26 protein-coding genes are annotated in these 23,983 nt (G+C 59.5%); 19 read left to right on the forward strand and 7 right to left on the reverse strand.

Features of this window, described 5'->3' with window-relative positions; all coding sequences use genetic code 11:
- Positions 1-13 precede the first annotated feature (13 nt).
- From AC56LY_RS22085 to AC56LY_RS22125, 9 genes are all read left to right on the forward strand, one after another.
- Positions 14-1,036 carry a KpsF/GutQ family sugar-phosphate isomerase gene (locus tag AC56LY_RS22085; protein ID WP_499583175.1) on the forward strand — a complete coding sequence of 341 codons (1,023 nt, stop codon included), beginning with the start codon at positions 14-16 and terminating at the stop codon, positions 1,034-1,036.
- Positions 1,036-1,572 (forward strand): KdsC family phosphatase, encoded by a 537-nt coding sequence (locus AC56LY_RS22090; protein ID WP_499583177.1) that lies wholly within the window; start codon positions 1,036-1,038, stop codon positions 1,570-1,572. The genes AC56LY_RS22085 and AC56LY_RS22090 overlap by 1 nt, the downstream gene beginning before the upstream one ends.
- Before the next feature lie 5 nt (positions 1,573-1,577).
- Positions 1,578-2,183, forward strand: coding sequence for an LPS export ABC transporter periplasmic protein LptC (gene lptC / locus AC56LY_RS22095; RefSeq protein WP_499583179.1), 606 nt, complete (start codon positions 1,578-1,580; stop codon positions 2,181-2,183).
- Positions 2,184-2,228: 45 nt separating this feature from the next.
- Entirely contained in the window at positions 2,229-2,777 is a 549-nt protein-coding gene (gene lptA, locus AC56LY_RS22100) for a lipopolysaccharide transport periplasmic protein LptA (RefSeq protein WP_499583181.1), read from the forward strand.
- A complete protein-coding gene (gene lptB / locus AC56LY_RS22105) occupies positions 2,774-3,529 on the forward strand; it encodes an LPS export ABC transporter ATP-binding protein (RefSeq protein ID WP_499583183.1) in 756 nt (251 codons plus the stop codon). The genes lptA and lptB overlap by 4 nt, the downstream gene beginning before the upstream one ends.
- A 14-nt stretch (positions 3,530-3,543) precedes the next feature.
- Positions 3,544-5,031: an RNA polymerase factor sigma-54 gene (locus tag AC56LY_RS22110; RefSeq protein WP_499583185.1), complete on the forward strand. Its 1,488-nt coding sequence runs from the start codon at positions 3,544-3,546 to the stop codon at positions 5,029-5,031.
- A 74-nt stretch (positions 5,032-5,105) separates the two neighbouring features.
- Positions 5,106-5,462 (forward strand): ribosome hibernation-promoting factor, HPF/YfiA family, encoded by a 357-nt coding sequence (gene hpf / locus AC56LY_RS22115; RefSeq protein WP_499583187.1) that lies wholly within the window; start codon positions 5,106-5,108, stop codon positions 5,460-5,462.
- Positions 5,463-5,560: 98 nt separating this feature from the next.
- On the forward strand, positions 5,561-6,637 hold the full coding sequence (locus tag AC56LY_RS22120; RefSeq protein ID WP_499583189.1) for an enoyl-CoA hydratase/isomerase family protein: 1,077 nt from the start codon (positions 5,561-5,563) through the stop codon (positions 6,635-6,637).
- Between the two features lie 85 nt (positions 6,638-6,722).
- On the forward strand, positions 6,723-7,793 hold the full coding sequence (locus tag AC56LY_RS22125) for a DUF5694 domain-containing protein (protein ID WP_499583191.1): 1,071 nt from the start codon (positions 6,723-6,725) through the stop codon (positions 7,791-7,793).
- A gap of 169 nt (positions 7,794-7,962) precedes the next feature.
- Here AC56LY_RS22125 and AC56LY_RS22130 read toward each other — a convergent pair whose 3' ends face one another.
- Positions 7,963-8,727 (reverse strand): SDR family oxidoreductase, encoded by a 765-nt coding sequence (locus tag AC56LY_RS22130; protein WP_499583193.1) that lies wholly within the window; start codon positions 8,725-8,727, stop codon positions 7,963-7,965.
- A gap of 226 nt (positions 8,728-8,953) precedes the next feature.
- Entirely contained in the window at positions 8,954-9,328 is a 375-nt protein-coding gene (locus AC56LY_RS22135) for a winged helix-turn-helix transcriptional regulator (RefSeq protein ID WP_499583195.1), read from the reverse strand.
- Between the two features lie 101 nt (positions 9,329-9,429).
- On the opposite strand from AC56LY_RS22135, the gene AC56LY_RS22140 reads away from it, so the two are divergent.
- The 7 genes from AC56LY_RS22140 (at position 9,430) to AC56LY_RS22170 (ending at position 16,813) form a co-directional block, all read left to right on the forward strand.
- Complete coding sequence (locus AC56LY_RS22140) at positions 9,430-10,176, forward strand: NADPH-dependent F420 reductase (protein WP_499583197.1); 747 nt, start codon at positions 9,430-9,432, stop codon at positions 10,174-10,176.
- A 136-nt stretch (positions 10,177-10,312) separates the two neighbouring features.
- Complete coding sequence (locus AC56LY_RS22145; RefSeq protein ID WP_499583199.1) at positions 10,313-11,536, forward strand: epoxide hydrolase family protein; 1,224 nt, start codon at positions 10,313-10,315, stop codon at positions 11,534-11,536.
- On the forward strand, positions 11,536-12,879 hold the full coding sequence (locus tag AC56LY_RS22150; protein WP_499583201.1) for an NtaA/DmoA family FMN-dependent monooxygenase: 1,344 nt from the start codon (positions 11,536-11,538) through the stop codon (positions 12,877-12,879). Before AC56LY_RS22145 ends, AC56LY_RS22150 begins: the two co-directional genes overlap by 1 nt.
- 37 nt (positions 12,880-12,916) lie before the next feature.
- Positions 12,917-14,779, forward strand: a complete 1,863-nt coding sequence (locus tag AC56LY_RS22155) for a tannase/feruloyl esterase family alpha/beta hydrolase (protein ID WP_499583203.1) — start codon at positions 12,917-12,919, stop codon at positions 14,777-14,779.
- A 70-nt stretch (positions 14,780-14,849) separates the two neighbouring features.
- On the forward strand, positions 14,850-15,614 hold the full coding sequence (locus AC56LY_RS22160) for an SDR family NAD(P)-dependent oxidoreductase (RefSeq protein ID WP_499583205.1): 765 nt from the start codon (positions 14,850-14,852) through the stop codon (positions 15,612-15,614).
- A gap of 29 nt (positions 15,615-15,643) precedes the next feature.
- Positions 15,644-15,937 carry a Dabb family protein gene (locus AC56LY_RS22165; protein ID WP_499583207.1) on the forward strand — a complete coding sequence of 98 codons (294 nt, stop codon included), beginning with the start codon at positions 15,644-15,646 and terminating at the stop codon, positions 15,935-15,937.
- 129 nt (positions 15,938-16,066) lie between these two features.
- Positions 16,067-16,813: an NADPH-dependent F420 reductase gene (locus AC56LY_RS22170; RefSeq protein WP_499583209.1), complete on the forward strand. Its 747-nt coding sequence runs from the start codon at positions 16,067-16,069 to the stop codon at positions 16,811-16,813.
- A 281-nt stretch (positions 16,814-17,094) separates the two neighbouring features.
- Here the strand turns inward: AC56LY_RS22170 and rapZ are convergent, their stop codons facing one another.
- The 5 genes from rapZ to ilvA all read right to left on the reverse strand — a co-directional run bounded on the left by rapZ (position 17,095) and on the right by ilvA (position 22,284).
- The gene (gene rapZ / locus AC56LY_RS22175; RefSeq protein ID WP_499583211.1) at positions 17,095-17,973 is read right to left on the reverse strand and encodes an RNase adapter RapZ; all 879 of its coding nucleotides are present in this window, start codon (positions 17,971-17,973) and stop codon (positions 17,095-17,097) included.
- A gap of 59 nt (positions 17,974-18,032) precedes the next feature.
- Positions 18,033-18,968, reverse strand: a complete 936-nt coding sequence (gene hprK, locus AC56LY_RS22180) for an HPr(Ser) kinase/phosphatase (protein WP_343026507.1) — start codon at positions 18,966-18,968, stop codon at positions 18,033-18,035.
- Between the two features lie 67 nt (positions 18,969-19,035).
- Positions 19,036-19,518: a PTS sugar transporter subunit IIA gene (locus AC56LY_RS22185; protein WP_367611442.1), complete on the reverse strand. Its 483-nt coding sequence runs from the start codon at positions 19,516-19,518 to the stop codon at positions 19,036-19,038.
- A 378-nt stretch (positions 19,519-19,896) separates the two neighbouring features.
- The gene (gene queF, locus AC56LY_RS22190) at positions 19,897-20,733 is read right to left on the reverse strand and encodes an NADPH-dependent 7-cyano-7-deazaguanine reductase QueF (RefSeq protein WP_499583213.1); all 837 of its coding nucleotides are present in this window, start codon (positions 20,731-20,733) and stop codon (positions 19,897-19,899) included.
- Between the two features lie 12 nt (positions 20,734-20,745).
- Positions 20,746-22,284: a threonine ammonia-lyase, biosynthetic gene (ilvA, locus tag AC56LY_RS22195; protein WP_499583215.1), complete on the reverse strand. Its 1,539-nt coding sequence runs from the start codon at positions 22,282-22,284 to the stop codon at positions 20,746-20,748.
- Between the two features lie 183 nt (positions 22,285-22,467).
- On the opposite strand from ilvA, the gene AC56LY_RS22200 reads away from it, so the two are divergent.
- From AC56LY_RS22200 to AC56LY_RS22210, 3 genes are read left to right on the forward strand one after another with little or no spacing between them, the layout of a single operon-like run.
- Positions 22,468-22,971 carry a YqaA family protein gene (locus tag AC56LY_RS22200; protein WP_499583217.1) on the forward strand — a complete coding sequence of 168 codons (504 nt, stop codon included), beginning with the start codon at positions 22,468-22,470 and terminating at the stop codon, positions 22,969-22,971.
- Positions 22,972-22,987: 16 nt separating this feature from the next.
- Entirely contained in the window at positions 22,988-23,296 is a 309-nt protein-coding gene (locus AC56LY_RS22205; protein ID WP_499583219.1) for a DUF1272 domain-containing protein, read from the forward strand.
- A 31-nt stretch (positions 23,297-23,327) separates the two neighbouring features.
- Entirely contained in the window at positions 23,328-23,900 is a 573-nt protein-coding gene (locus AC56LY_RS22210; protein WP_499583221.1) for a flavin reductase family protein, read from the forward strand.
- Positions 23,901-23,983 lie beyond the last annotated feature (83 nt).

Consider the following 23,983-nt stretch of genomic DNA (forward strand, 5'->3'; position numbering starts at 1 on the left):
TTATACTTCTGGAATGAGTGTAACTGATGACCAAATAATGCTGAAAAGTTTTGACGAAACCCTGGCGCAGCGCGTGCTGGAACTGGGTCGCCAGACGCTTGCGATCGAGGCCGATGCCATCGTGGCGCTGCACGCGCGCCTGGGCGACGACAGCAGCTTTGTCGACGCCGCGCAGCTGATCTACGCCGGCACCGGCCGCGTGGTCGTTTCGGGCATGGGCAAGTCGGGGCACATCGGCCGCAAGATCGCTGCCACGCTGTCGTCCACCGGTACGCCGGCGTTCTTCATGCACCCGGGCGAAGCCGCGCACGGCGACCTGGGCATGGTCACCGCGAATGACATCCTGATCGCCATTTCCAATTCGGGCGAATCGTCTGAACTGCTCGACATCCTGCCAGCCGTGAAGCGCCTGGGCGCGCGCGTGATCGCCATGACCGGCAAGCCGGCCTCGCGCCTGGCCAGGCTGGCCGACGTCCACCTGAACATCGCAGTGGCGAAAGAAGCCTGCACGCTGAATCTGGCGCCGACCACCAGCACCACCGTTACGCTGGCCATGGGCGACGCGCTGGCCGTGGCGCTGCTCGACGTGCGGGGTTTCCGCGAGCAGGATTTCGCGCTGTCGCATCCGGGCGGCGCGCTGGGCCGGCGCCTGCTCACGCACGTGCGTGACGTGATGCGCACCGGTGACGCCATCCCGTCGGTGGGCCTGGATGTCCCGCTGGTCAAGGCGCTGCTCGAGATCAGCCAGAAAGGCATGGGCATGACCGCCGTGGTCGATTCCGATGGCCGCCCGCTGGGCGTGTTTACCGATGGCGACTTGCGCCGCGTGATCGAGCGCATGCATGATTTTTCGAACGTGCTGATTCGCGACGTCATGCACGCCAATCCGCGCAGCGTACGCCCCGAGCAGCTGGCCGTCGACGCGGTCGCCGTGATGGAAGAATTCCGCATCAACCAGATGCTCGTGATCGATGAAGCGGGCCAGCTGGTCGGCGCGCTGCACATCCACGACCTGACCCGTGCAAAGGTGATTTGATGACTATTCCTGTATTGGCTCACATCGAGCGCGCCGCGCGCATCAAGGTCATGATCTTCGACGTCGACGGTGTGCTCACCGACGGCAGCCTGACCTACGGCCCCGATGGCGAAGTGACCAAGACCTTCAATGTGCTCGACGGCCTGGGCATCCAGATGCTCAATAAATCCGGCGTGCAGACCGCGATCATCAGCGCGCGCCTGTCGCCGATCGTCGTGCGGCGCGCCGCCGACCTGGGCATCTCGCATGTCTACCAGGGCAACCACGACAAGCGCATCGGCTTTGCCAATCTGCTGGAGGCCACCGGCTTTACTGCCGACCAATGCGGCTATATCGGTGACGACGTGATCGACCTGCCGCTGTTCGCGCGCGTCGGCTTTGCCGTCGCGGTGCCGTCGGGCCATCCGGACGTGCAGCACCGCGCGCATTACGTGACGAAGAACGGTGGCGGCCGTGGCGCGGTGCGCGAGATCTGCGACCTCGTCATGCGCGCGCAGGGCACCTATGACCAGGCGCTCGCGCCGTATTTCGCCTGAGCGCCATGGCCACCATCGCCTCCAACAAACGCACCGCGCATCGCTGGAATCTGCTGGCGATGATCGTGATCGGCGTATTCTTCGCCTTCGGCAGCTTCTGGCTGCTGCAGCTGATGCAGGGGACCGAGATCGATGCGCAACTGGGCGGCCCGCCCGACGAGCCGGATTACATCGTCGAGAACTTTTCGTTTGTGCGAATGACGCCCAACGGCCAGCCGAGCTACGTGGTGTCGGGCAAGCGCCTGGCCCACATCCCGCAAGGGGACGTGTCGAACGTCGACCAGCCGCTCATGCGCGGCATCGAACCGGGCCGTCCGCCGATGACGGTGGTGGCCAAGAGCGCGCGCATCTTCCACGAAGAACACCGTGTCGAACTGTTCGGCGACGTCGATCTGCAGCGCCCCAAAACGCCCGCCAGCGAAGCGCTGCGCGTGCGCACGTCGGCCATGACCGTATTGCCCGACGAAGAAATCGTCAAGACCGACCAGCCGATCGACATGGAGCTTGGCGCGTCCACCCTCAAGGCCGTCGGCCTGGTGGCCAACAACGCGACAATGCAGATGAAATTGTCCGGCCGCGGCCGTATCGTCTATCCGCCACGCCAGCGCTGAAGGCCATCAGCCATGCGCGCGTGCTAACCCAGGACCAGCACCATCATGAAAAAACTCTTCGCTGCCGCTTTCTTTTCACTCCTTTCCTTGACCGCCATGGCCGAAAAGGCCGACTCGCTCAAGCAGGCGGCACTTGAATACGACAACGGCGACCTCGATGGCGTCGCGGGCGTTCGCACCTTTACCGGCAACGTGATCCTGACCCGCGGCACGTTGCTGGTCAAGGCCGAGCGCGCCGTGGTCAGGGATACGCCCGAAGGCTATATGAGCGTGACGCTCACCGCGGCCAACGGCAAGCCTGCCACGTTCCGGCAGAAGCGCGACGGCGGCCCGAACCTGTGGGTCGAGGGTCAGGCCGAACGCATCGAATACGATGAACGTTCGGAGCTGGTGCGCCTGTACTCGAACGCGGTCGTCAAGGAACTCGAAAACGACCGGATGACCAACCAGATGACTGGCCCGTTCATCTCGTACGACAACCGCAAGGAAGTCGTCGCCGTGCGCAATGACGTCAGCGGCGAAAGCAAGGTTGGCGGCGGACGTGGCACGCTGATCCTGGCGCCCAAGCGTACGCCGGCCGGAGGCACGCAATGACGGAGCTGAACGATCGCAGCACGCTGGTCGTCAAGGGCCTGCAGAAAAGCTATGGCAAGCGCCTGGTCGTGCGCGACGTGTCGCTCGACGTCGAATGCGGCGAGGTGGTGGGTTTGCTGGGCCCGAACGGCGCCGGCAAGACCACCTCGTTCTACATGATCGTCGGCCTGGTGCCGTCGGATGCCGGCTCGATCAGCATCAACGGCACCGACATCACCAGCCTGCCGATCCATCGCCGCGCGGTGCTCGGCCTGTCGTATCTGCCGCAGGAAGCGTCGGTGTTTCGCAAGCTGACGGTGGAAGAAAACATCCGCGCCGTGCTCGAACTGCAGAAGGTCGACGGCAAGTCGCTGACCAAAGCGCAGATCGGCGAGCGGCTCGACAACTTGCTGGCCGACCTGCAGATCGAAAAGCTGCGCGAGAACCCGGCGCTGTCGCTGTCGGGCGGCGAGCGGCGCCGCGTGGAGATCGCACGCGCACTGGCCACCAATCCGCGCTTCGTGCTGCTCGATGAACCCTTTGCCGGTGTCGACCCGATCGCCGTGATCGAGATCCAGCGCATCGTGCGCTTCCTCAAGGAGCGCAAGATCGGCGTCCTGATCACCGACCATAATGTGCGCGAGACGCTTGGCATCTGCGACCGCGCCTACATCATCAATCAGGGCGCGGTGCTCGCATCCGGCCGTCCCGACGATATCATCGCCGACGAGTCGGTGCGCCGCGTGTACCTTGGTGAACATTTCCGCATGTAAGCCATGACCAATTGATGAAACAGTCCCTTCAGCTCCGCACTTCGCAGCACCTGGCGCTCACGCCACAGCTGCAGCAATCGATCCGGTTGCTGCAGCTGTCGACGCTCGAACTGCACCAGGAGATCGAGCAGATACTGGGCGATAACCCGCTGCTCGAAAGGCTCGACGATCCGCTCGATCATTCGGTGCGCTTGCTGGCCGATGGGGCCATCAACAATGCGCCGGCATCCGGCGAGGCGCCACCGGCGCCGGGCCAGCAGGCCGAAGGTGAAGGCAGCGCGCCGGCCGAAGGCGAGGGCGCTGAAGGCGGCGCGGTCGATGGCGACCGGCCCGACAACGAGTGGAGCGAAGGCAGCGGCGCGTCGTCCGGCAGCAGTAGCAGCAGCGACGACGAAGACGGCCGCCCGCAGCTGGAGGCGTGCGCCATCACGCTGCGCGAACACCTGATGGAACAGGTGCGCGAAACGCTGCTCTCGACCCGCGATCGCGCACTGGCCGAACTGGTGATCGACGCGCTCGACGACAACGGTTACCTGGACGAGCCGCTCGACGACATCCACTCGCGGCTGCCCGAAGAACTCGAGGTCGATCTCGACGAACTGCGCTGCGCGCTGGCGATGGTGCAGAGCATGGACCCGGTGGGCGTGGGCGCGCGCAGCGCGGCCGAATGCCTGGCGCTGCAGATCCGGCGCATGCCGGGCGTGCCGATGGTCACGCGCCGCATGGCGCTGAAGATCGTCGAAGGCTACCTGACCTGGTTCGCGCAGCGCGAATACAGCAAGCTGAAAAAAGCGCTCGATTGCGACGACGAAGACCTGCGCGAAGTGCAGGCTGTGGTCCGCCAGTGCAATCCGCATCCGGGCGCCGCGTTCGCGTCGAACGTGTCGGATTACGTGGTGCCGGACGTGATCGTGCGGCGCGCGAAGAATGGCTGGGCGGTCACGCTGAACCCGGACGTGATGCCGCGCCTGCGCGTGAACAGCCTGTACGCCACGATGCTCAAGCAGGGCCGCAGCGAGAGCCAGATGGGCGCGCAGATGCAAGAGGCGAAGTGGCTCATCAAGAACATGCGCCAGCGTTTCGACACGATTCTGCGTGTGGCCGAGGCGATTGTCGAGCGCCAGCGCAACTTTTTCAGCCACGGCGCGGTTGCCATGCGGCCCCTTGTTTTGCGCGAGATAGCTGATACACTAGGTCTGCACGAGAGCACCATCTCTCGTGTCACAACCCAGAAATACATGCTGACCCCGCACGGCATGTTCGAGTTGAAGTATTTCTTCGGCAGCCACGTTGCCACCGAAGCGGGAGGCGAAGCATCCTCAACGGCAATCCGTGCGCTCATCGCACAATTGACAGGAGCAGAAGACCCTAAGAATCCATTATCCGACAGCAAGATCGCGGAAATGCTCGGGGAACAAGGCATGGTCATTGCGCGCAGGACGGTCGCAAAATACCGTGAAGCGCTCAAGATCCCCCCCGTCAGTCTCCGCAAAGCCTTGTAACAACGCCGCTCATACAGTCTGTGCCTTCAGCTCCTGTGTGGTGCAAGCGACGTGACATCTTCAAAGGAGTGTGTATGAACCTCACCATCAGTGGTCACCATCTCGAAGTAACCCCTGCCATCCGTGAATACGTTCAGAATAAGCTGGAACGCATTATTCGCCATTTCGATCAAGTCATAGATACCCACGTCTTCCTGGCCGTCGATAACCTCACTGAAAAAGAAAAAAGGCAAAAAGCTGAAATCAATGTCCAGGTGTCGGGCAAGACCCTGCACGTGGCGAGCGTCGCGCAAGACCTGTATGCCGCGATCGACATGTTGATGGATAAACTGGATCGACAAATCCTGAAGCACAAGCAGATGCTCAAAGACCATAACCGCACAGCGATCAAACGCCTGGACGTCGACGAAGCCGACGTCGCTGTCGCCTGATCGAGCGCAGGTCACCACCGCCAGGGGCGTCTTTTCGGGACGCCCTTTTTGCATCCCGCTGCCGGTAAAATACGTGTTTCCTTTCGATGGATCACGCCATGTCCGAACACGTCCTGACCCGCATCGCCAACCGCACCGGCATCATCACGCTAGACCGTCCCAAGGCGCTCAATTCGCTGTCACTGGACATGGTGCGCGCGCTGACCGCGATCCTGCTCGACTGGCAGCGTGACGCTGCCGTCGATGCGGTCGTGATCACCAGCAGCAGCGAAAAAGCACTGTGCGCGGGCGGCGATATCCGCTTCTTCCACGAGGTCGGCAACGCCTCGCCGCAAGGCGGCAGCGCACTGCTCGAGGATTTCTTCACCGAAGAATACGCGCTGAATCACCTGATCCATTTTTATCCGAAACCGTATATCGCGCTGATGGATGGCGTGGTCATGGGCGGGGGCATGGGCATCGCGCAGGGCGGCCCCGATTGCGGCCTGCGCATCGTCACCGAGCGCACCAAGATGGCGATGCCCGAGGTGAATATCGGCCTGTTCCCCGATGTCGGCGGCAGCCATTTTCTGTCGCACGCGCCGGGGCAATTGGGGATGTTCCTGGGCTTGACCGGCTTGACGATCGGCGCGGCCGACGCGCTGTATGTGGGCCTGGCCGACGTGTTCGTGCCGGGCGCCGACCTGCCGGCGTTGCAGGCGCTGATCGAGGCGACGGCAGGCGCGGATCTGCCGGCGGCGATCCGCGAGTTTGCCACGGCGCACCCCGGCGAGAGCGAATTGCAAGCCAACCGCGCGCGCATCGATGCGCACTTTGGCGCGGATTCGGTGGCGGCAATCATGGCCTCGCTCGAGGGTGACGACACGCCATTCGCGCAGAAGGCATTGAATGCAATGCGTCAGCGCTCGCCATTGATGATGTGCGTGACGCGCGAGCTGCTGCTGCGCGGCGCATCGCTCGATGTCGCCGACTGTCTGCGCCTGGAGCGCTCGCTGGTGCGCCGCAACTTCGAGCATGGCGAGGTGCTCGAAGGCGTGCGCGCGCTCGTCATCGACAAGGACAATGCGCCGCAATGGAATCCGCCATCGCTCGACCTCGTGACCGATGCGATGGTGGCGCACTTCTTTGCGCCGGTGTGGCCGGTGCATGCGCATCCGCTACGGCATCTCGCGTAAGCGTCTCCATGCATATCCGTTTGCGCGTGACTTTTCGTGCAGGCGGTGCAAACATCGTGGCTTCATGAACCGATGAGGAACCCCGATGCGCATGACCGCCTTGCTGTTGTCGATGACCTTGTGCGGCAGCGCCGCCGCCCAGGCCTGGCAGCCTGACTTCAATGCGGGCGCATTCAAGGGACCGGCCTCCGGGCCTGCCAATGAGGTGCTGGTATTGGGCTCCCCCCATCTGTCGCAATTGCCGAAAACCTTCCAGGCCGCCAGCCTGACGCTGCTGAACGAACGCCTGGCCGCATGGAAGCCGCAGGCGATTGCGATCGAGGCGGTGTCCGGGCCGCAGTGCGACTTCATGCGACGCTACCCAGTCCGCTACAAGGACTCGATCGATTCCTATTGCAGGGATACTGCACCGGCGCGGCTGGCCACAGGCCTGGATGTCGCAGCGGCGACCGAGGCTGCCGAGGCCTTGCTGGCTGCCTGGCCCGACGCGCCGACCCCGGCGCAGCGCCGTCACCTGGCAGCGCTGTTCCTCGCTGGGGGCGAGCGCGCATCGGCGCTGGTCCAGTGGCTGCGCTTGCCCGAGGTTGAGCGCCGTGCCGGTGACGGTCTGGATGCCACACTGGTCAGCGTACTCGTGAAGCTGGAAACCAGGATGGACGAAAGCCTGATGATCGGTGCACGCCTGGCGGCCCGGCTCGGTCTTGAACGCCTGTACGCAATGGACGACCATACCGCCGACAGCGCGTCTGAAGACCAGAAGGCGTTTGGCGATGCGCTGATGACGGCGTGGGATAACCCTGCCACGAAGCAGCGCGCTGCAGTGGACAAGACGCAGGAGGGGTTGCTGGCCAGTGCCGAAGGCGTGCTGGCGATGTACCGCGCCGACAATGCGCCCGGCCAGGCGGCCCTGATCTACCGCAGCGACTTCGGCGCGGCGCTTAATGAGCCGTCAGCGCAGCGCTTCGGCCGCCAGTACGTGGGTTACTGGGAAACGCGCAACCTGCGCATGGCGGCCAATATCCGGGACGTCCTGGGGTTGCGGCCCGGTCAGCGCATGCTGGTCATCGTCGGCGCGTCGCACAAGGGATATCTGGAATCGTATCTGCACCAGATGCATGATGTGCGGATTGTAGATGCGGCGTCGGTGCTGAAATAATGTGACGGTCGCAGTACCTTAAAAGCAGAACCAATCAATGAAATTAGCCAGATTATTCCTGATGGGCCGCTGACCTACGTGTACTACACCGGTGGTAAGGTAATCGGTCCGATCTGACATGACGGCGACATTCGCATCAGGGATGCTGGTGTCACCGGCATTTCTTCTGTTATGTGCGGTTGATTGATACGCCACCATCCACCAAAAGCGTCGAGCCAGTGCTGAAGCTGGAGGCATCAGAAGCGAGATAGAGTGCCGAGCGGGCGATTTCCTCTGGCCGTGCAATGCGTTTGAGGGTGTGCAAGCCTTTTACAAAAGCCAGTGCCTCAGGCGTATTGGCGGTCGCTCGACCCATCGGTGTATCGGTTCCCCCGGGGAGTAAAGCATTGGCGCGAATACCGTGCATGCCATATTCGACGGCGATGACCTGCATCAGACCGATCAGTCCTGCTTTACTGGCAGCGTATGCCCCCATTCCTGGAAAACCCACAGTGCTTCCGACAAATGTCGACGTGAAAATGATCGAACCGCCGCCTCGTTTTATCATTGCGGGCAGTTGGTACTTCGCACCGAGAAAAGAGCCCGTCAAATTTGTATCGAGCGTAGCTTGCCAGGCGTCAGCCGTTATATCGGCCACTGGGGCGGGATCCCCTGTCGTACCAGCGTTGTTGAAAGCAATGTCGAGTCCGCCAAAGCGGCTTTCTGCCATTTCAACCAATGAGCGCGCAAGGTTCTCGTCCCTGATATCCCCGGCAATGGCAACTGCCTCACCGCCATGGCGCTCGATGTCCGCGACCAGTTTGGCAAGTTCGCTGTGGCGGCGAGCGGTGACGACCAGATTCGCACCTTCGCTTGCGAATAGCTTGGCCGTTTCGTAGCCAATGCCTGAACTTGCGCCAGTGACGATTGCTACTTTCCCTGATAACTGCAGCATCGTGAATCCTTTGAAAGTATGGAGGAGATTCACAGCCTAACCAGTTAACGGGTGACGATCTATTCGTTTATTGCTTTCAAATCGAACGGCCATGAATACTGGTTCATGGACTAGATAAACCGCATAGGACTACAACGCGAGACTTGCCGTACTAGGGTTTGCAAGCGATTGAGCAGTGCGCTGCGGCTAAGTGCAGAGCATGTAAATAATGCGAAGCTGCAAGCGACTAAGCTTCCGAGCCGCCATGAATAGTTTCTCGGCGCATAAATGTCCAGTCGATCAGGCATTCAATTGATGGGCCGAGCGCGAGGCCCATTTCGCTAAGTGCATATTCGACCTTAGGTGGCACCTGCGGATAAATTTTCCGTATGACGGTCTCGTCCTTTTCCAACTCTTTCAGTTGTTGGATGAGCATCTTTTGATTGACGCCCTCCACGCGGCGCTCGAGTTCCGAAAAGCGAAGCGGCTGTTTCGCTGCAAAGAGCTGGAAGATGATGACGATCTTCCATTTGCCCTCAAGCACACGTAGCGCTTCGCCTGTTGCAGCCGCCCAGACCAGCTGCTGCTTTGAGTCCTCACATTTCCAATCACGAATCGACATGCACTTACCTTTTGGTGTGTATCCCACTTTTTGGTGGGTTCTTGTTGTTACAGAAGTTAGTCCATATTATGACACCACAGTAATCGTCAATGGGAGGGAATATGAAAATCGGTATTTTGGGAACAGGAAACATTGGTAAGACGCTTGTTGTGCGCTTGAGCCAGGCCGGGCATGAGGTGAAGGTCGCAAATTCGCGTGGCCCTGAAACGATTGATAAGGAACTTCTATCTTCAGGTGCGCTCGCTGTGACTACCGAGAACGCCCTGACGGATGTGGAGGTCGTCGTTCTGTCCATTCCACTCAATCGCATCCGAGATATTGCATCGCTGGTAGCCGGCCTTCCCGCTGAGACTGTCGTCATCGACACCTCCAACTATTATCCTTTCCGCGATGAAAAGATCGACGCCATCGAGCAGGGACAAGCGGAGAGCATGTGGGTAGCCGAGCAGCTTGGTCGCCCAATCGTCAAAGCATGGAATGCAATTGGCTCAGCGTCTCTGGCCAGGAAGTCAAAGCCGGCCGGGGCATCTGACCGGATCGCTATTCCGGTGGCCGCGGATCGAGATCACGATCGCAAGGTAGCCATGTCGCTGGTCAATGATACCGGCCTTGATGCTTTCGATGCTGGCTCGCTCGCGGACTCGTGGCGCCAACAGCCAGGCGCACCGGTGTATTGCACGGATCTTTCTTACGCTGAGATCGGCGCGGCCCTGGATGCTGCACAGCGAGACAGGCTGCCCAAACGTCGAGATCTCGGCGTTGCCGTAATGCAGGAGCGCCTTGGGGACAGCACAACGAATCCTGACGAAGAGTGGGGTGTTCGGTTGATCCGCGCCATCAACATGTAAGCGTGCAATGCGCGTTGCGCTAGGCGCAAACATTCATCCAATAAACGAGTGGGTTCGCCAGAACCTGCTTACCGAAAGGCCTCTCATGCATCGTCGGCAATTCATTTTTTCGGGTAGCGCTATCGCTGGCGTTTCCATGTTTTCTGCAACAGCGAGTGCTGCTGAGGTCTTGCGCAGTGCGGCGCCACTTCAACCGGCTACCGCGATTGCGAACGGCATTCGACCGTTCAAGATTGCGGTTCCACGTGCGCGACTGATCGATCTTCAAGCGCGCCTGGCAAAGACCCGGTGGCCGGACAAAGAAACTGTCGAAGACACCACGCAGGGACCACCACTTGCCAATATTCGCAGCTTGGTCGAACGTTGGCAGAACGGTTATGACTGGCGTTCTTGCGAAAAGCTTCTTAACAGTTCAGGGCAATACGTCATCCAGATTGATGGCATCGACATTCATTTTCTACATATCCGCTCAAAAGAGCGGAATGCCCTGCCGCTGCTTCTAACTCATGGCTGGCCGGGCTCAGTGCTGGAGTTCCGGCACGTCATTGGCCCATTGACTGATCCTGTTGCGCACGGTGGCAAGGCGGCGGATGCGTTTGACCTGATCATACCGTCACTGCCAGGTCATGGTTTTTCGGGCAAGCCTACAACGACTGGGTGGAATAACGAGCGCATCGCCAAAGCCTGGATCGTGCTAATGGAGCGATTGGGGTCCAAGCGGTGGGTTGCGCAAGGCGGTGATCGGGGCGCGCAAATTACAACCAGGCTCGGTTACATGCAACCGGAAGGGTTGATCGGCATCCACCTGAACCTGATTGATTTCACGCCCACCGACACTGAACGCTCGAGCGCAACGCCAGAAGAGCAAAAGATTCTCGCTGATATGCAAGAGTATCTAGACAATCTTTCAGGATACTTCGCGATACAAAGCAAACATCCGCAATCGATTGCCTACAGTGTCGCCGATTCTCCATCCGGGCAAGCGGCGTGGATCTACCAAATGCTGCAGGACGTCTCAGACAGCGGCGGCGAACCGGAACGGGTGTTCAAACTCGACGACATGATTGACAACATCATGCTCTACTGGCTGCCGAACACTGGACCGAGCTCAGCCCGTCTGTATTGGGAGACGGCGAAGGAGAAACCTCGTCAGGTGACGATCGAGGAGCCGATGCCACTGCCCACAGGCATCAGCATGTTCCCGGGAGAGAAAGCACGCATCTCAAAGCGGTGGGCTGAACCACGTTTTGCGAAGCTCGTTCATTTCAACGAGCTGCCAAAAGGCGGCCATTTCGCCGCCTGGGAACAACCTGCCGCGTTCGTCGACGAATTGCGCGCCACGTTCAGCAAGGTGCGGTAATGAGCATGACGAGCAACCTTCCCGTGTCGGCCCAACTGCTGATCGGTATGCAACTCGGAAACGGCTATGGGTCTCAACCCGGTGCATGGCGTGTGCCGGGTGTTGATCCAAAGAGCTATACCAGCGTCGAGGCAAAGATCAGGCATGCCCAAGCTGCGGAACGCGGCAAGCTCCATTTCCTGTTTCTGCCGGATGGCCCCAGTCACATTGGAGACATCGAGCACGAACCCCCGTACTACAGCCTGGACGTCATGCTGATGCTGGCGGTACTCGCTCGTGAGACAAGCCGTATCGGTCTTGTCGCCACTGGTTCGACAACGTTCAATGAACCTTACAATCTGGCGCGTCAGTTCAAGGCGCTTGACGTCATGAGCCACGGGCGTGCCGGCTGGAACGCTGTGACATCGAGCAGCGAAGATGTCGCGGTAAATTATGGCAAGCGTCTCCCGTCGAGCGCAGATCGTTATGGCAGGGCGCACGAAGCTATTCAGCTGGTTCAAGCGCTTTGGGGAAGCTGGGGCAAGGACGCATGGGTTCACGATCAGGCGAGCGGGCAGTTCGCCAGGGCGGACGATATCGAACCGGTTGCCGCAGGCGGCAAATATGTCGCTTCGCGCGGCCCGTTATATATCCCGCCATCCGAACAGGGACAGCCAGTCATTTTCCATGCGGGCGGCAGCCCGAACGGTCACGATCTTGCCGGCCGCTATGCCAACGCGCTTATTGGCGCCGTGTTTACGATCGATGATGCACGTGCCCAGCGTATGGCGTTGAGAAACGCGGCAGAACGCGCAGGTCGCGATCCGAATGAGGTGAAGTTCTTTGCTGGCTTGATGACGTCGATCACCGATACCAAGCGGACTGCACTGGATCGACGGATCACCATGATGGGCACGTCTTTGCCACAGCGGCTGGCGTACCTCCAACAGATGCTTGGCATCAGACTTGACCTCTCGCAGCTCGATACTCCTTTGTCACGCGAGCAGCTCGCCAATGCTCGGCCATCAACCAGAGATCCGCGGTCCTCGAACGCGCTGAAAGTAGCGCGCGAAGGATGGAGCCTCAGGGACGTTCTTGCTCATGGCGTTATTGACTATCACCCGGTGATCGCTGGTCCGGCTATTGAAGCTGCGGATCACATGCAGGAGTGGCTCGAAGCGGGCGCTGTGGACGGCTTCTGGATATCTCCGGACATCGATGATGGCATCGACGCTTTCGTTGACGGGGTGATTCCAATCCTGCAGGCCCGCAGAATTTTTCATTCTGATTATGGTGGTTCGACCTTACGCGAACACCTTGGCGCGCCGGCGCAATACGGGCTCGACCCGCGTCTCCACGACTGAACAATATCAATTCATGAATAACCTCAGGAGATTACGCATGGCGTGCACAACGAAGCCCTGGAAACCACTGGAGCATCAATACAGCACCGTTCGCACTAAGGTGGCAATCATCATGGTGTCAATCACTGCCGCCATGGCGCCGACTGCAGTGTTAGCGCAGACTCAAGCGAAGTCAGGATCGCTTGGGAACTGTGGGGCTGAGCTGAAGACCGCTTTGGCAGACCATGCCGATACCCGACTGGTGATCGCGAAGCCGTTTAAGCGGGGCGACCGTCTTGTATTGACAGACGATCCAAGCGCGGCCTCATCAGCTTCGGCAGTCGAGGGGGGCGGTACCGCGCAGCCACCTATCGCCGGGACGAATTTGTGTATGGTTAAGCTGATTGTCGGTCCTGGGAATCCCGGCCCGGCTGGTGCCCCGTCGACATCTGCAGGCATTGGGATTGAAATCTTATTACCCTCGCCACAAACGTGGAACCAGCGCATTCGCGTCTTCGGTAATAGCGGCTGGTCTGGCACGCCACAGGCTAGCCCCACTATTGTCGCCAGCGACGACATCCATTCAGCCGCTGTCACTAAAGGGTTTGTCGTGGCGACGTCGGATAACGGGCATGCTGGCTCACCCTTCGATGCATCGTTCGCGATGAATCCTGACGGTAGCATCAATACCGTCGGATGGCGCGATTTTTCAGAGCGGAGTCTCCACGAACTTGCGGAGAAGACGAAGGCAGTGACTCGGGCCTACTACGGTCGCCCGCATCGGTTCGCTTACTGGGATGGATTTTCGACAGGGGGACGACAAGCCCTGAAGGTAGCGCAGCGCTTTCCGGATGACTTCGACGGCATCCTTGCTGGCGCTCCGGCGATTAACTGGAGCACGTTCCACACTGGAAATCTGTACGGCCAGATTGCTATGAAGCAGGAATTGGGACGCGTGATTGCTCCTGAAAAGCTTGCCGTTGTCACAAAAGCTGCCATCCAGGCATGCGGAGGATCGGCGCTAGGATTCGTGCTGGACCCGCTGGCTTGCCGATACGATCCCGTGGAGGATCCCGCAGTTTTGTGTCCAGACAGCACATCAGCAGGAGCAGCTGCTGCGCCACAGTCAACTTCTTGCATCACTCGCGAAGAAGCAAAGGTGGTTAACAAGCTCTGGTATGGCCAGACGCGGGACGGCAGCGCGCCTTCTCCTGCCGTTGACAATGGCGAGAGCATCGGTCTTTCTGACACAAAGCGGCTATGGTTTGGCTGGACCCGCAGTGTGGAGCTGAAGAATACATCTGCAGGAGGCGCTCCAGGCTTACTTCTGGCTGCGGACCAGGTGGCACTGGAAATGAAAAATCCTTTGCTCGGCAGTACTGGTTTTCGTAATGCGACCGGTGATGGGGAGAATCGCTGGATCACAGAGCTTGATTATGCCGGTCTGGTCAATGCGCGGTTACAGGGATTGGCATTGCAGAGCCAATTCAGTGCAATTAATACCGATAGCTCAAACCTTTCTGCTTTTGCTGCTGCAAAAGGAAAACTGCTGATGTATCACGGCTTGGACGACGAATACATCCCGGTTCAGGGCTCGATACATTACTACCAAAAAGTTGTAGAAAACATGGGCGGAATCAAGAATGCTCAGCGCTTCTATCGATTTTATCTTGTCCCCGGTTTCACTCATAGTGGACGTTCTGAAGGAGCGCCTTTCATTCCAATTCCGCAACCGGCGTCCGGACGCGACGAAATGTTCGCTGCACTTCAGACTTGGGTGGAGCATGACCAGGCACCACAAGATATAAAGGTGCAATCGGGTGACGCGCGTCTGAAATTGCCACTGTGCCTATTCCCGAAAAAGTTGCGTTATGTCGGAACTGGCTCGGAACAATCAGGTTCAAGCTACAAGTGCCAATGAAATTGGTAATGGCGGGCATCAGGTTCGGCTAGTCTGGCGATGAATTTTTTCAAATCAAAAAGGATGAATCATGAATCGACTCAAAGATAAAGTTGCAATCATCACCGGCGCGGCAGGTGGACAAGGCAAGGCTGAAGCCAAATTGTTCGCGCAAGAAGGAGCCAAAGTCATTGCTACTGACATGAACGGCGAAATGCTTCTGAAAACCGTAAAAGAGATCAATGATGAACTAGGCGGCGAATCGGTTATTGCAGTCAAGCACGACATTGCGACTGAGGAAGAGTGGGCGCACGTGTTTGCAAAAACCATGGAAAAATTCGGCAAGGTAGACATTCTGGTCAACAACGCGGGGATGCCTGGGAAGACTCATGAGAATGTGTGGGACATTGACACAACAGAGACCATGCGGATTGTGAGCGTAAATCTGGTGGGAACGCTTCTCGGTATCAAAACCGTGATGCCCGAGATGATCAAGAACGGCAAAGGCTCGATCATCAATATTTCTTCGGCGGCTGGAATTGTTGGCGGAATCAGTGGAGGCTCCGTTGCATATTCAGCGACGAAAGCTGCACTTCAAGGCATCACAAAAGAAATCGCTATCGACGTCGCGAAAAAGGGCGTTCGTGTCAATACAGTATTTCCCGGGCTTGTTCATACGCCTATCATGGATAGTTTTTCCAAGGAAGTTACCGAACTTACCCTTTCTAAAGTGCCGATGGGTTTTCCGGCAGAGCCGATCGATTTGGCATACGCCGTATTATTTCTGGCGTCTGATGAATCAAGGTTCACGACGGGTGCTGACTTTATCATCGATGGTGGATTCACCGCTCAATAATTCGTTTCATTATCAGGATCGAGGAAGTCATGATTCAACACATCGTGCTATTCGGAATAACTAAAGAAACATCGACTGAAGACTTGATGCAAGCCCGTAATCAGCTTCACGCATTAGTTGGAAAAATTCCTGGGCTCGTTTCTTTGAAAGCTGACATTGACATGGGGATTGAGGGGAACTGCAGGCTCGGGTTGGTTGCACACATCACGGATCGTTCAGCACTCGACGTATTTTCCAAGGATCCAGATCACTTGGCAGTGGCAGATTATATTTCTGGATTTCGAACAAGTATCGCAATCATCGATTACGAAATTCCAGATTGACTGCTTCAGTTCCAAGTCGGGCTGGTTAATAAATTCTGACTGCGAAGACTCAGAACAAAAATTAAAAATTTCTCGCTATTGAAGTAATTACTCTGAATTTTTATTTCCCATGGAGTAGGACGAAAAATCATGAAGATTGGTATCGTAGGAACTGGTTATATCGGCGGAACTTTGATTAAGAAACTCAACCAAGCCGGTCATGACGTAAGAATTTCAGACGCGAGAGGAATTCATCTGATTCCGGAGAATCTTAAAAATTCAGGCGTCCAAGTGGTTGAGGTCACGGAGGTATTCTCTGATGTGGATGTCGCAATCCTCTCTGTTCCACTGGTTGTCCTGCCAAAATTGGTAGAGACGGTAAAAGTTGCGTCAAGAGAGTGCGTCTTGATTGATACTTCCAATTATTATCCTTCACGCGATCAAAAAATAGATGCTATTGAAGAAGGCAAGGTTGAAAGCATCTGGGTAAAGGAATTATTCGGCCGCGAGGTGGTCAAAGCTTGGAACGCAATGGGATCTGACTCATTAGCCCGACTTGGTACCGCGCCCGGAATGCCTGGCAGGCTTGCCATTCCCGTAGCTGGCAACAATTCCGAACACAAGCGAGTCGCGATGCAGTTAGTCGATGATATCGGGTTTGATCCCGTTGATTCTGGTACTTTGGCCGAATCCTGGCGTCATCAACCAGGTTCACCGGCATATTGTACGGATCTCACGGCAAAAGAACTGGAGGACGCATTGGGTACCGCGGTTAAATCTCGTCTTCCTGCCCGACGCGATATTGCGGTAGAAGCAATTACAGAAAGGTTCGGTGGCGACGGTACAAATCCGGATGCCGCATATCTCGTAAGACTAAACCGAGCATTATTTAGCTGAACCAAGATCGACGAAGCTGCCGCCACTGCTGCTCCTGCTGATGAACGCGCTGTCTCTCAACCGAAAGTGGCTTGCCAATGCCGGGTTAGCCTTGTTGTCTGGTGTCGTACTGTTTCACCCAGCGACGCATCACGGTCATGCCAAGATCCGTCACCTGCAGAAATGCAAGATGCTTACGCATACAGCGCATCGTCGAACGTCATCATCATTTACATGATGATGACGCCGGCATCAGAACTATCTTTTCCCTTCAATTGCCAACCTGGAAAAGCGGACGGGTTTTACCCCGCCCGATGCTTCGGCTGCTCGCGATGCCTGACAATCACGCGCTCGGTCGCGCCGAAGTGCGCGCCCAGGTGTTCGGCCATGTAGACCGAACGATGCTGTCCGCCCGTGCAGCCGACCGCCACCGTCAGGTAGCTGCGGTTGTCGGTCTTGAACGACGGCAGCCACTTGGCGACGAAGTTCTGGATGTCGGACAGCATCTCGACCGCGCTCGGTTGTGCATCGAGGAAGGCGATCACGGGTGCATCCTTGCCGGTAAGTGGGCGCAGCGCCAGGTCGTAATACGGGTTCGGGATCGCGCGCACGTCGAACACGAAATCGGCGTCGAGCGGCACGCCGACCTTGAAGGCGAACGACTCGAAGAACAGCGTCAGCGGTGCGTGGTCGATCTCGGCGAGTTCCTTGATCCAGCCGCGCAGCTTGTTCGACGAGAGCTCGGACGTGTCGATCACGTGGCCCAGGTTCTCGATCGATGACAGGCGCTCGCGCTCTTCGGCGATGCACTCGATCAGGGTACGGCGCGAGGCCGGGTTTTCGCCCGGACGCAGCTCGTGCGACAGCGGATGGCTGCGGCGGGTTTCGGAAAAGCGCGCCACGAGCGAATGGGTGCTCGCAGTCAAAAACATGACCTTGACCGAGTGGCCGTCCTCGCGCAGGCGCCGCACGCTCACGGGCAGTTCGGCCAGCGATTCGGCGCTGCGCGCGTCGACCGCGACGGCGATCTTGCCGCCGCCGCTTTCGCTGACGGTATTGACGAGGGCCGTCAGCAGGGCTGGTGGCAGGTTGTCGACGCAGTAGTAACCGGCGTCTTCCAGGACATTCAGGGCCACGGATTTACCCGAGCCGGAAATTCCGGTGATGAGGACGATGTGCATAGGGGCGATGATACCGCAAGCGCCGGTCAGCCGTACACTCGCGGGCCGCTCGCACCGGGTCAGTCGGCGCTCATGGCCTGGCGCTGGCGTTCCATGAATTCCTGCAGCGTATCGATGCCGCGCAGTTGCAGGATCGTGTTGCGCACGGCGGCCTCCAGCAGCACGGCGATGTTGCGGCCGGCTGCCACCGGGATCACGACCTTGCGGATCGGCAGGCCCAGCACGTCTTCGGTCGGGAAGTGAAAGGGCAGGCGCTCGACTTCTTCGTCCTGCGCGCCACGCTTGACCAGGTGGACGATGAGCTTCAGGCGCATCTTGCGGCGCACCGCCGTCTCGCCAAAGATCGCCTTGATGTCCAACAGGCCCAGGCCGCGCACCTCAAGCAGGTTTTGCAGCAGCGGCGGGCAGCGGCCCTCGATCATGTTCGGCGCGATGCGCGAGAATTCCACCGCATCGTCGGCCACCAGGCCGTGGGAACGCGAAATCAGTTCCAGGCCCAGTTCGCTCTTGCCCAGGCCCGACTCGCCGGTGATCAGCACGCCCACACCCAGCACGTCCATGAACACGCCATGCATGATCACGCGCTGCGCCAGTTTCTTGGACAGGTACACGCGCAGGAAGTCGATCACCTGCGCCGCTGGCAGCGGCGTGGAAAACAGCGGGATGTTCTGCTCGTCGCAGATCGCGAGGATATCGGGCGGCGTTTCCAGACCCTGCGCGATGATCAGCGCCGGCGGCCCGCCGCCGATCAGTTCGCCAATCACGTGGGTGCGCGAATTGGCTTTCAGGCGGTGGTAGTAATTGAGTTCCTGGTGCCCGAAGACCTGGATGCGGCCCGGGTGGATCAGGTTCAGGTGGCCGACCTGGTCGGCGGCCGAGGCGGCGTCGCCGGCGATCTGGCGTTCGCCGCCGGGAAAGCCCGCGAACCAGCCGAGCTGCAGGCTGTCGCGGTTATCGTCGTACAGCCGTTGAATGGTCAGCGGGGACTGCAGCATGGGCATCGTCTTCGTCACAAAAAAAGGCGCGCGACATCATTGCCGCGCGTTCGCAGTGACGTGAAGTTTAACCCAGAGCTTGCAGGCTGGGTTGCCAGTTGATAATGCGCTCGTGGACCGCCTTCGGGTCGGCATCGGTCGCCAGCGCAGTGCGGATGGCTTCATCCGAGAACAGCTCGGCGATTTCCGACAGGATCTCGAGGTGTTGCTGCGTGACGTGGTCCGGAATCAGCAGGAAAAACAGCAGGTTCACCGGCTGGCCATCGGGCGACTCGAACGGAATCGGCTCCTTCAGGCGCACAAACGCGGCCATCGGCGCCTTCAGGCTCTTGCTGCCCTTGATGCGGCCGTGCGGAACGGCCACGCCGTGCCCAAGGCCGGTGGAGCCGAGACGCTCGCGTGCGAACAGGTTGTCGGACACAATCGAACGGGCAATACCGCAATTGTTTTCGAAGATCAGGCCGGCTTGTTCGAAGGCGCGCTTTTTGCTCGACACTTCGATGTCGAGCTGGACGTTTTCGAGCGAGAGGATTTTGCTTAGATTGGTCATAACATGGGGTGCGTGGCACAAGTGCGCAGCACAAGTGGCGTGCTTGCGAGCACGGATTATAGGCCTGTTTTCTGCCCGGGACACTCGAAATCGCGAGCGTCAGGCCAGTTGGCGGGACAGTCGCGCGGTACCCGTAAAAACGGGGTGGTGATGGTGTTGATGCTTGTTAAGCCCACCACGCAATTTTTTTAATAAATTGCATGGCGTAGCCAGTAAATACATGCTTGCGCTGAAATTAGCCGATTTTTGCACACGATCTGCTGAAAAAACAAGCAGTTTCAGCAGATCACCATACCGGGGTGTGTGAGACCCTCCAGCGCACGGTTGTCGCCAAAAACGTACAGGCGTGCGAATCGCATCCTGTCAGAAACGCGATATTTACTGGCGCGCGCCACGCAGATTGGGCGGTTTGCCGGTTGAGAAGTTGGCGCGCCATGGGTTGATATCCAGACCGCCGCGCCGGGTGTAGCGGGCGTACACGGCCAGCTTGGTCGGCTTGCACTGGCGTAGCACGTCCATGAAGATGCGCTCGACACATTGCTCGTGAAACTCGTTGTGTTCGCGGAAGCCAATCAGGTATTTCAGCAAGCCTTCCTGGTCGATCTGCGGGCCCACATAGCGGATCTGCACCGTGCCCCAGTCCGGCTGACCCGTGACCAGGCAGTTCGACTTGAGCAGGTGCGACACCAGCGTTTCTTCGACTTGCCCGTTCTCGTGGTCTGCGCTGAGCAGTTCCGGGGACGGCGAATAGCCGTCGATCTCGACATCGAGACGATCCAGCAGCACGCCGTCGAGTTCGCCCATCTTGATCGCACCGAACGCGTCCGGGCTGGTCAGCGTGACGTGGACCGGTGCACCGAAACCGTCCGACAAATCGTCGCGCAGCAGGGCCAGCAGGGCTTCCGGACCGGCCAGGCGGGTCTGGTTGAACGAATTCAGGTACAGCTTGAACGATTTCGATTCGACGATGTTCGGCGAATCGGCCGGGACCGTGATCGTTGCAATCGCCACCTGCGGCTTGCCGCGCATGTTCAGCCACGACAGTTCGTAGGCGTTCCAGATGTCGACACCGAAGAACGGCATGGTGCCGGCATCCGCGAACAGGCCGAGCTCATCGCGCTTTTGCTGGCGCGCGATCGGGAACAGCAGCTCGGGCGCGTACTGGCTCTGGTAGGCGGAAGATTTGCCGAGGGGCGATTGGTCAGGGGTATTCATAGGAGTGGGGCGTCAGGCGCCCAAAAACAATTTATAGACGGGATTGCTGCTTTCATCCCAGTAACGGTAACCGAGCGACGCCAGAAATTGCCGGAACTCGGCCATTTCGGTCGGCGGCACTTGCAGTCCCACGAGAATGCGGCCCACATCGCCGCCCTGGTTGCGGTAGTGAAACAGCGAGATATTCCAGTTCGGCGCCATGCTGTCCAGGAAGCGCATCAGCGCGCCCGGCCGTTCAGGGAACTCGAAACGATACAGCAATTCATCGTGGGCCAGCGAACTTTTGCCGCCGACTAAGTGGCGGATATGCAGCTTGGCCAGCTCGTCGCCGGTCAGGTCGAGCGTCTTGTAGCCATGCTCTTCAAACGTGCGCGCCAATAGCCCGGACTCAGTGCGGCTGCCCACCTGCACGCCGACGAACACGTGCGCTTCGCTGGCATCGCTGATGCGGTAATTGAACTCGGTCACGTTGCGTGGCCCGACCAGCCCGCAAAAGCGGCGGAAGCTCCCGCGCTGCTCCGGCACGGTCACGGCAAACACGGCTTCACGCGATTCGCCCAGTTCGGCGCGCTCGGCAACGAAGCGCAGGCGGTCGAAGTTCATGTTGGCGCCGCAGGCCACGGCCACCAGCGTTTCACCTTTGACCGGCTCGCGGTCCATCTGCGAGCGTTCGATATACGCCTTGGCGCCGGCGATGGCCAGCGCGCCGGCCGGCTCGAGAATGCTGCGCGTGTCCTGGAACACGTCCTGGATCGCGGCGCAGATCGCATCGGTGTCGACCAGGATGATCTCGTCGACCACCTTCTGCGCGACGCGGAAGGTTTCTTCGCCCACCAGGCGCACCGCGGTGCCGTCGGAGAACAGGCCGACATCGTTCAGCGTCACGCGGTGCCCGGCTTTCAGGCTGCGCGCCATCGCGTCCGAATCGAGCGTCTGCACGCCGATGATCTTGATGTCGGGGCGAATCTCCTTGACGTAGGCGCCGATGCCCGCGATCAGGCCGCCGCCACCGATGGCGACGAAGATCGCGTGAATCGGGCCGGAATGCTGGCGCAGGATTTCCATGCCGATCGTGCCCTGGCCTGCGATCACGTCCGGATCGTCGAACGGGTGCACGAAGGTCATGCGCTGTTCTTTTTCCAGCAGCAGGGCGTGGTTGTAGGCGTCGGTGTACGAGTCGCCGTGCAGCACGATCTCGACGCTGGCGCCGCCACGCGCCTTGACGGCGTCGATCTTGACGCCCGGCGTGGTTGTTGGCATCACGATCAGCGCGCGGCAGCCGAGGCGGCAGGCCGACAGGGCTACGCCCTGGGCGTGGTTGCCGGCCGAAGCGCAGATCACGCCGCGGGCGCGCTGCTCGGGCGTCAGGTTGGCCATCTTGTTGTAGGCGCCGCGCAGCTTGAAGCTGAACACGCTCTGCATGTCTTCGCGCTTGAAATAAATGCGGTTGCCCATGCGTGCAGATAGCGTGGGGGCCAGATCGAGGGGCGTTTGTTCGGCAACGTCGTAGACGCGCGCGGTCAGGATTTTTTTGAGATAGTCGGTAGTCATGGTCGAAACACAAGGGTCAGGCCAATGCAACTGGCGGGACGGACGACGCAAACTGTTCCGCTAGGGTGGGTGACCATGGCGCGCAGTACGATCCGGCGCGCTGGGTGACAGGCGATCGTATCGTGTCGTGACGAAAGTTCCGGACCATTATAATGGACGCCTATTTCCCTCGCCTAAGCTCGCATGATCGAAACTGCTGTCCAATGGCTGCTTGACCTCGTTGCGGTGCCGACGGTCGGGCTGACCTCCGTCTTCGTCATCAGTTTTATTTCCGCCACGCTGCTGCCGCTGGGTTCCGAGCCGGCCGTGTTTGCGGTGATCAAGGCCAATCCCGCACTGTTCTGGCCGGCGATTCTGGTCGCGACCCTTGGCAATACGCTGGGCGGCGCGGTCGATTATTTTCTTGGCTATCGCGCCAAGGTGGCGTTTGCCAAAGAGCGCCAGAGCCGCTGGTTCGGCTGGCTCAAGCGTTATGGCGCCAAGACCATGCTGTTGTCGTGGCTGCCGGGCGTGGGCGATCCGCTGTGTACACTGGCCGGCTGGCTGCACCTGCCATTCTGGCCGAGCCTGATGTATATGGCGATCGGCAAGTTTGCGCGCTACATGACCATGACGCTGGCGCTGCTGTACGTGCCGGACAGTTTCTGGAAGTCGCTCGTCGACATGCTGACGCGCATTACCGGATAGACCGAAGGAGTTTGCCATGCTTGAACTGCGTCCTACCTGCGAACACTGCAACGTCGCGCTGCCACCGGCGTCGGAACAGGCACGCATCTGCTCGTACGAATGCACGTTTTGCGCCACCTGTGTCGATACCATTTTGCTGAACGTGTGCCCGAACTGTGGCGGTGGCTTCGTGCCACGGCCCATCCGGCCGGCGCAGGACCGCAAGGATGGCAATTACCTGGCCAACGACCCGGCGGGCACGACGGTGAAACACCGCCCCGTCGATCCGGCCGCGCATGCCGTGTTCGCCGCGCCGCTCACGGACATCCCGCCGGCGCAGCGCTGAGCGCCGGCACCATCAATTCAAGGACTCCGGCATGACTGACCGCGTTCCCGTACCTCTCGCCAAAGCCTACCGCCTGATGAACCACGGCCCGACGGTCCTGGTGTCCAGTCGTCACGGCGACGCCGTCAATGTGATGGCGGCCGCCTGGTCGATGCCGCTCGACTTCGATCCGCCGAAGGTGGCGGTGGTGATCGACAAGAACACACTGACCCGCAGCATGATCGAGGCGTCCGGCGAATTCGCGCTGAACGTGCCGTCGCGCGAGCTGGCGCGCCTGACCCTGCAGGTGGGTTCGACGTCAGGCCGCGAGGCAGACAAGTTCGCGGCTTTCAATGCGGGCGCCTGGACCGGCGAACAGGTCGGTGCGCCGCTGCTCGACGGCTGCCTGGCCTGGCTCGAATGCCGCGTCCTCCCCGAACCGCATATCCAGGACACGTATGACCTGTTCCTGGGCGAGGTCGTGGCGGCTTGGGCCGACCCGGCGGTGTTTGCCGATGGCCACTGGAATATGGCAGCGGGGGGCAAGAAAAGCATTCACTATGTGGCCGGTGGCCATTTCTTCGAGATCGGCGAGGCGTTCGAGGTGCCGGACAGTCCACGATAACGGTGCAAACCAGGCCGGACGACGTATGTCATTCCGGACATCGTGCTTGATAAATGCCGTGTACCGACGTCCGCGGGTGAATA

It is taken from the genome of Telluria sp. ZT3P25 (genome assembly GCF_059685895.1).

Bases quoted from the DNA above. Each gene is read 5' to 3' on its own strand.
- AC56LY_RS22185 (WP_367611442.1), bottom strand. From the start codon at position 19,518: ATGACCAATCTAAGCAAAATCCTCTCGCTCGAAAACGTCCAGCTCGAC.
- AC56LY_RS22160 (WP_499583205.1), top strand. From the start codon at position 14,850: ATGAATCGACTCAAAGATAAAGTTGCAATCATCACCGGCGCGGCAGGT.
- AC56LY_RS22205 (WP_499583219.1), top strand. From the start codon at position 22,988: ATGCTTGAACTGCGTCCTACCTGCGAACACTGCAACGTCGCGCTGCCA.
- queF (WP_499583213.1), bottom strand. From the start codon at position 20,733: ATGAATACCCCTGACCAATCGCCCCTCGGCAAATCTTCCGCCTACCAG.
- AC56LY_RS22170 (WP_499583209.1), top strand. From the start codon at position 16,067: ATGAAGATTGGTATCGTAGGAACTGGTTATATCGGCGGAACTTTGATT.
- AC56LY_RS22125 (WP_499583191.1), top strand. From the start codon at position 6,723: ATGCGCATGACCGCCTTGCTGTTGTCGATGACCTTGTGCGGCAGCGCC.
- AC56LY_RS22135 (WP_499583195.1), bottom strand. From the start codon at position 9,328: ATGTCGATTCGTGATTGGAAATGTGAGGACTCAAAGCAGCAGCTGGTC.
- AC56LY_RS22165 (WP_499583207.1), top strand. From the start codon at position 15,644: ATGATTCAACACATCGTGCTATTCGGAATAACTAAAGAAACATCGACT.
- AC56LY_RS22120 (WP_499583189.1), top strand. From the start codon at position 5,561: ATGTCCGAACACGTCCTGACCCGCATCGCCAACCGCACCGGCATCATC.
- ilvA (WP_499583215.1), bottom strand. From the start codon at position 22,284: ATGACTACCGACTATCTCAAAAAAATCCTGACCGCGCGCGTCTACGAC.
- AC56LY_RS22085 (WP_499583175.1), top strand. From the start codon at position 14: ATGAGTGTAACTGATGACCAAATAATGCTGAAAAGTTTTGACGAAACC.
- AC56LY_RS22145 (WP_499583199.1), top strand. From the start codon at position 10,313: ATGTTTTCTGCAACAGCGAGTGCTGCTGAGGTCTTGCGCAGTGCGGCG.
- hprK (WP_343026507.1), bottom strand. From the start codon at position 18,968: ATGCTGCAGTCCCCGCTGACCATTCAACGGCTGTACGACGATAACCGC.
- AC56LY_RS22090 (WP_499583177.1), top strand. From the start codon at position 1,036: ATGACTATTCCTGTATTGGCTCACATCGAGCGCGCCGCGCGCATCAAG.
- AC56LY_RS22140 (WP_499583197.1), top strand. From the start codon at position 9,430: ATGAAAATCGGTATTTTGGGAACAGGAAACATTGGTAAGACGCTTGTT.
- AC56LY_RS22210 (WP_499583221.1), top strand. From the start codon at position 23,328: ATGACTGACCGCGTTCCCGTACCTCTCGCCAAAGCCTACCGCCTGATG.
- lptA (WP_499583181.1), top strand. From the start codon at position 2,229: ATGAAAAAACTCTTCGCTGCCGCTTTCTTTTCACTCCTTTCCTTGACC.
- AC56LY_RS22155 (WP_499583203.1), top strand. From the start codon at position 12,917: ATGGCGTGCACAACGAAGCCCTGGAAACCACTGGAGCATCAATACAGC.
- AC56LY_RS22200 (WP_499583217.1), top strand. From the start codon at position 22,468: ATGATCGAAACTGCTGTCCAATGGCTGCTTGACCTCGTTGCGGTGCCG.
- rapZ (WP_499583211.1), bottom strand. From the start codon at position 17,973: ATGCACATCGTCCTCATCACCGGAATTTCCGGCTCGGGTAAATCCGTG.
- AC56LY_RS22130 (WP_499583193.1), bottom strand. From the start codon at position 8,727: ATGCTGCAGTTATCAGGGAAAGTAGCAATCGTCACTGGCGCAAGTTCA.
- AC56LY_RS22150 (WP_499583201.1), top strand. From the start codon at position 11,536: ATGAGCATGACGAGCAACCTTCCCGTGTCGGCCCAACTGCTGATCGGT.
- hpf (WP_499583187.1), top strand. From the start codon at position 5,106: ATGAACCTCACCATCAGTGGTCACCATCTCGAAGTAACCCCTGCCATC.
- AC56LY_RS22110 (WP_499583185.1), top strand. From the start codon at position 3,544: ATGAAACAGTCCCTTCAGCTCCGCACTTCGCAGCACCTGGCGCTCACG.
- lptC (WP_499583179.1), top strand. From the start codon at position 1,578: ATGGCCACCATCGCCTCCAACAAACGCACCGCGCATCGCTGGAATCTG.
- lptB (WP_499583183.1), top strand. From the start codon at position 2,774: ATGACGGAGCTGAACGATCGCAGCACGCTGGTCGTCAAGGGCCTGCAG.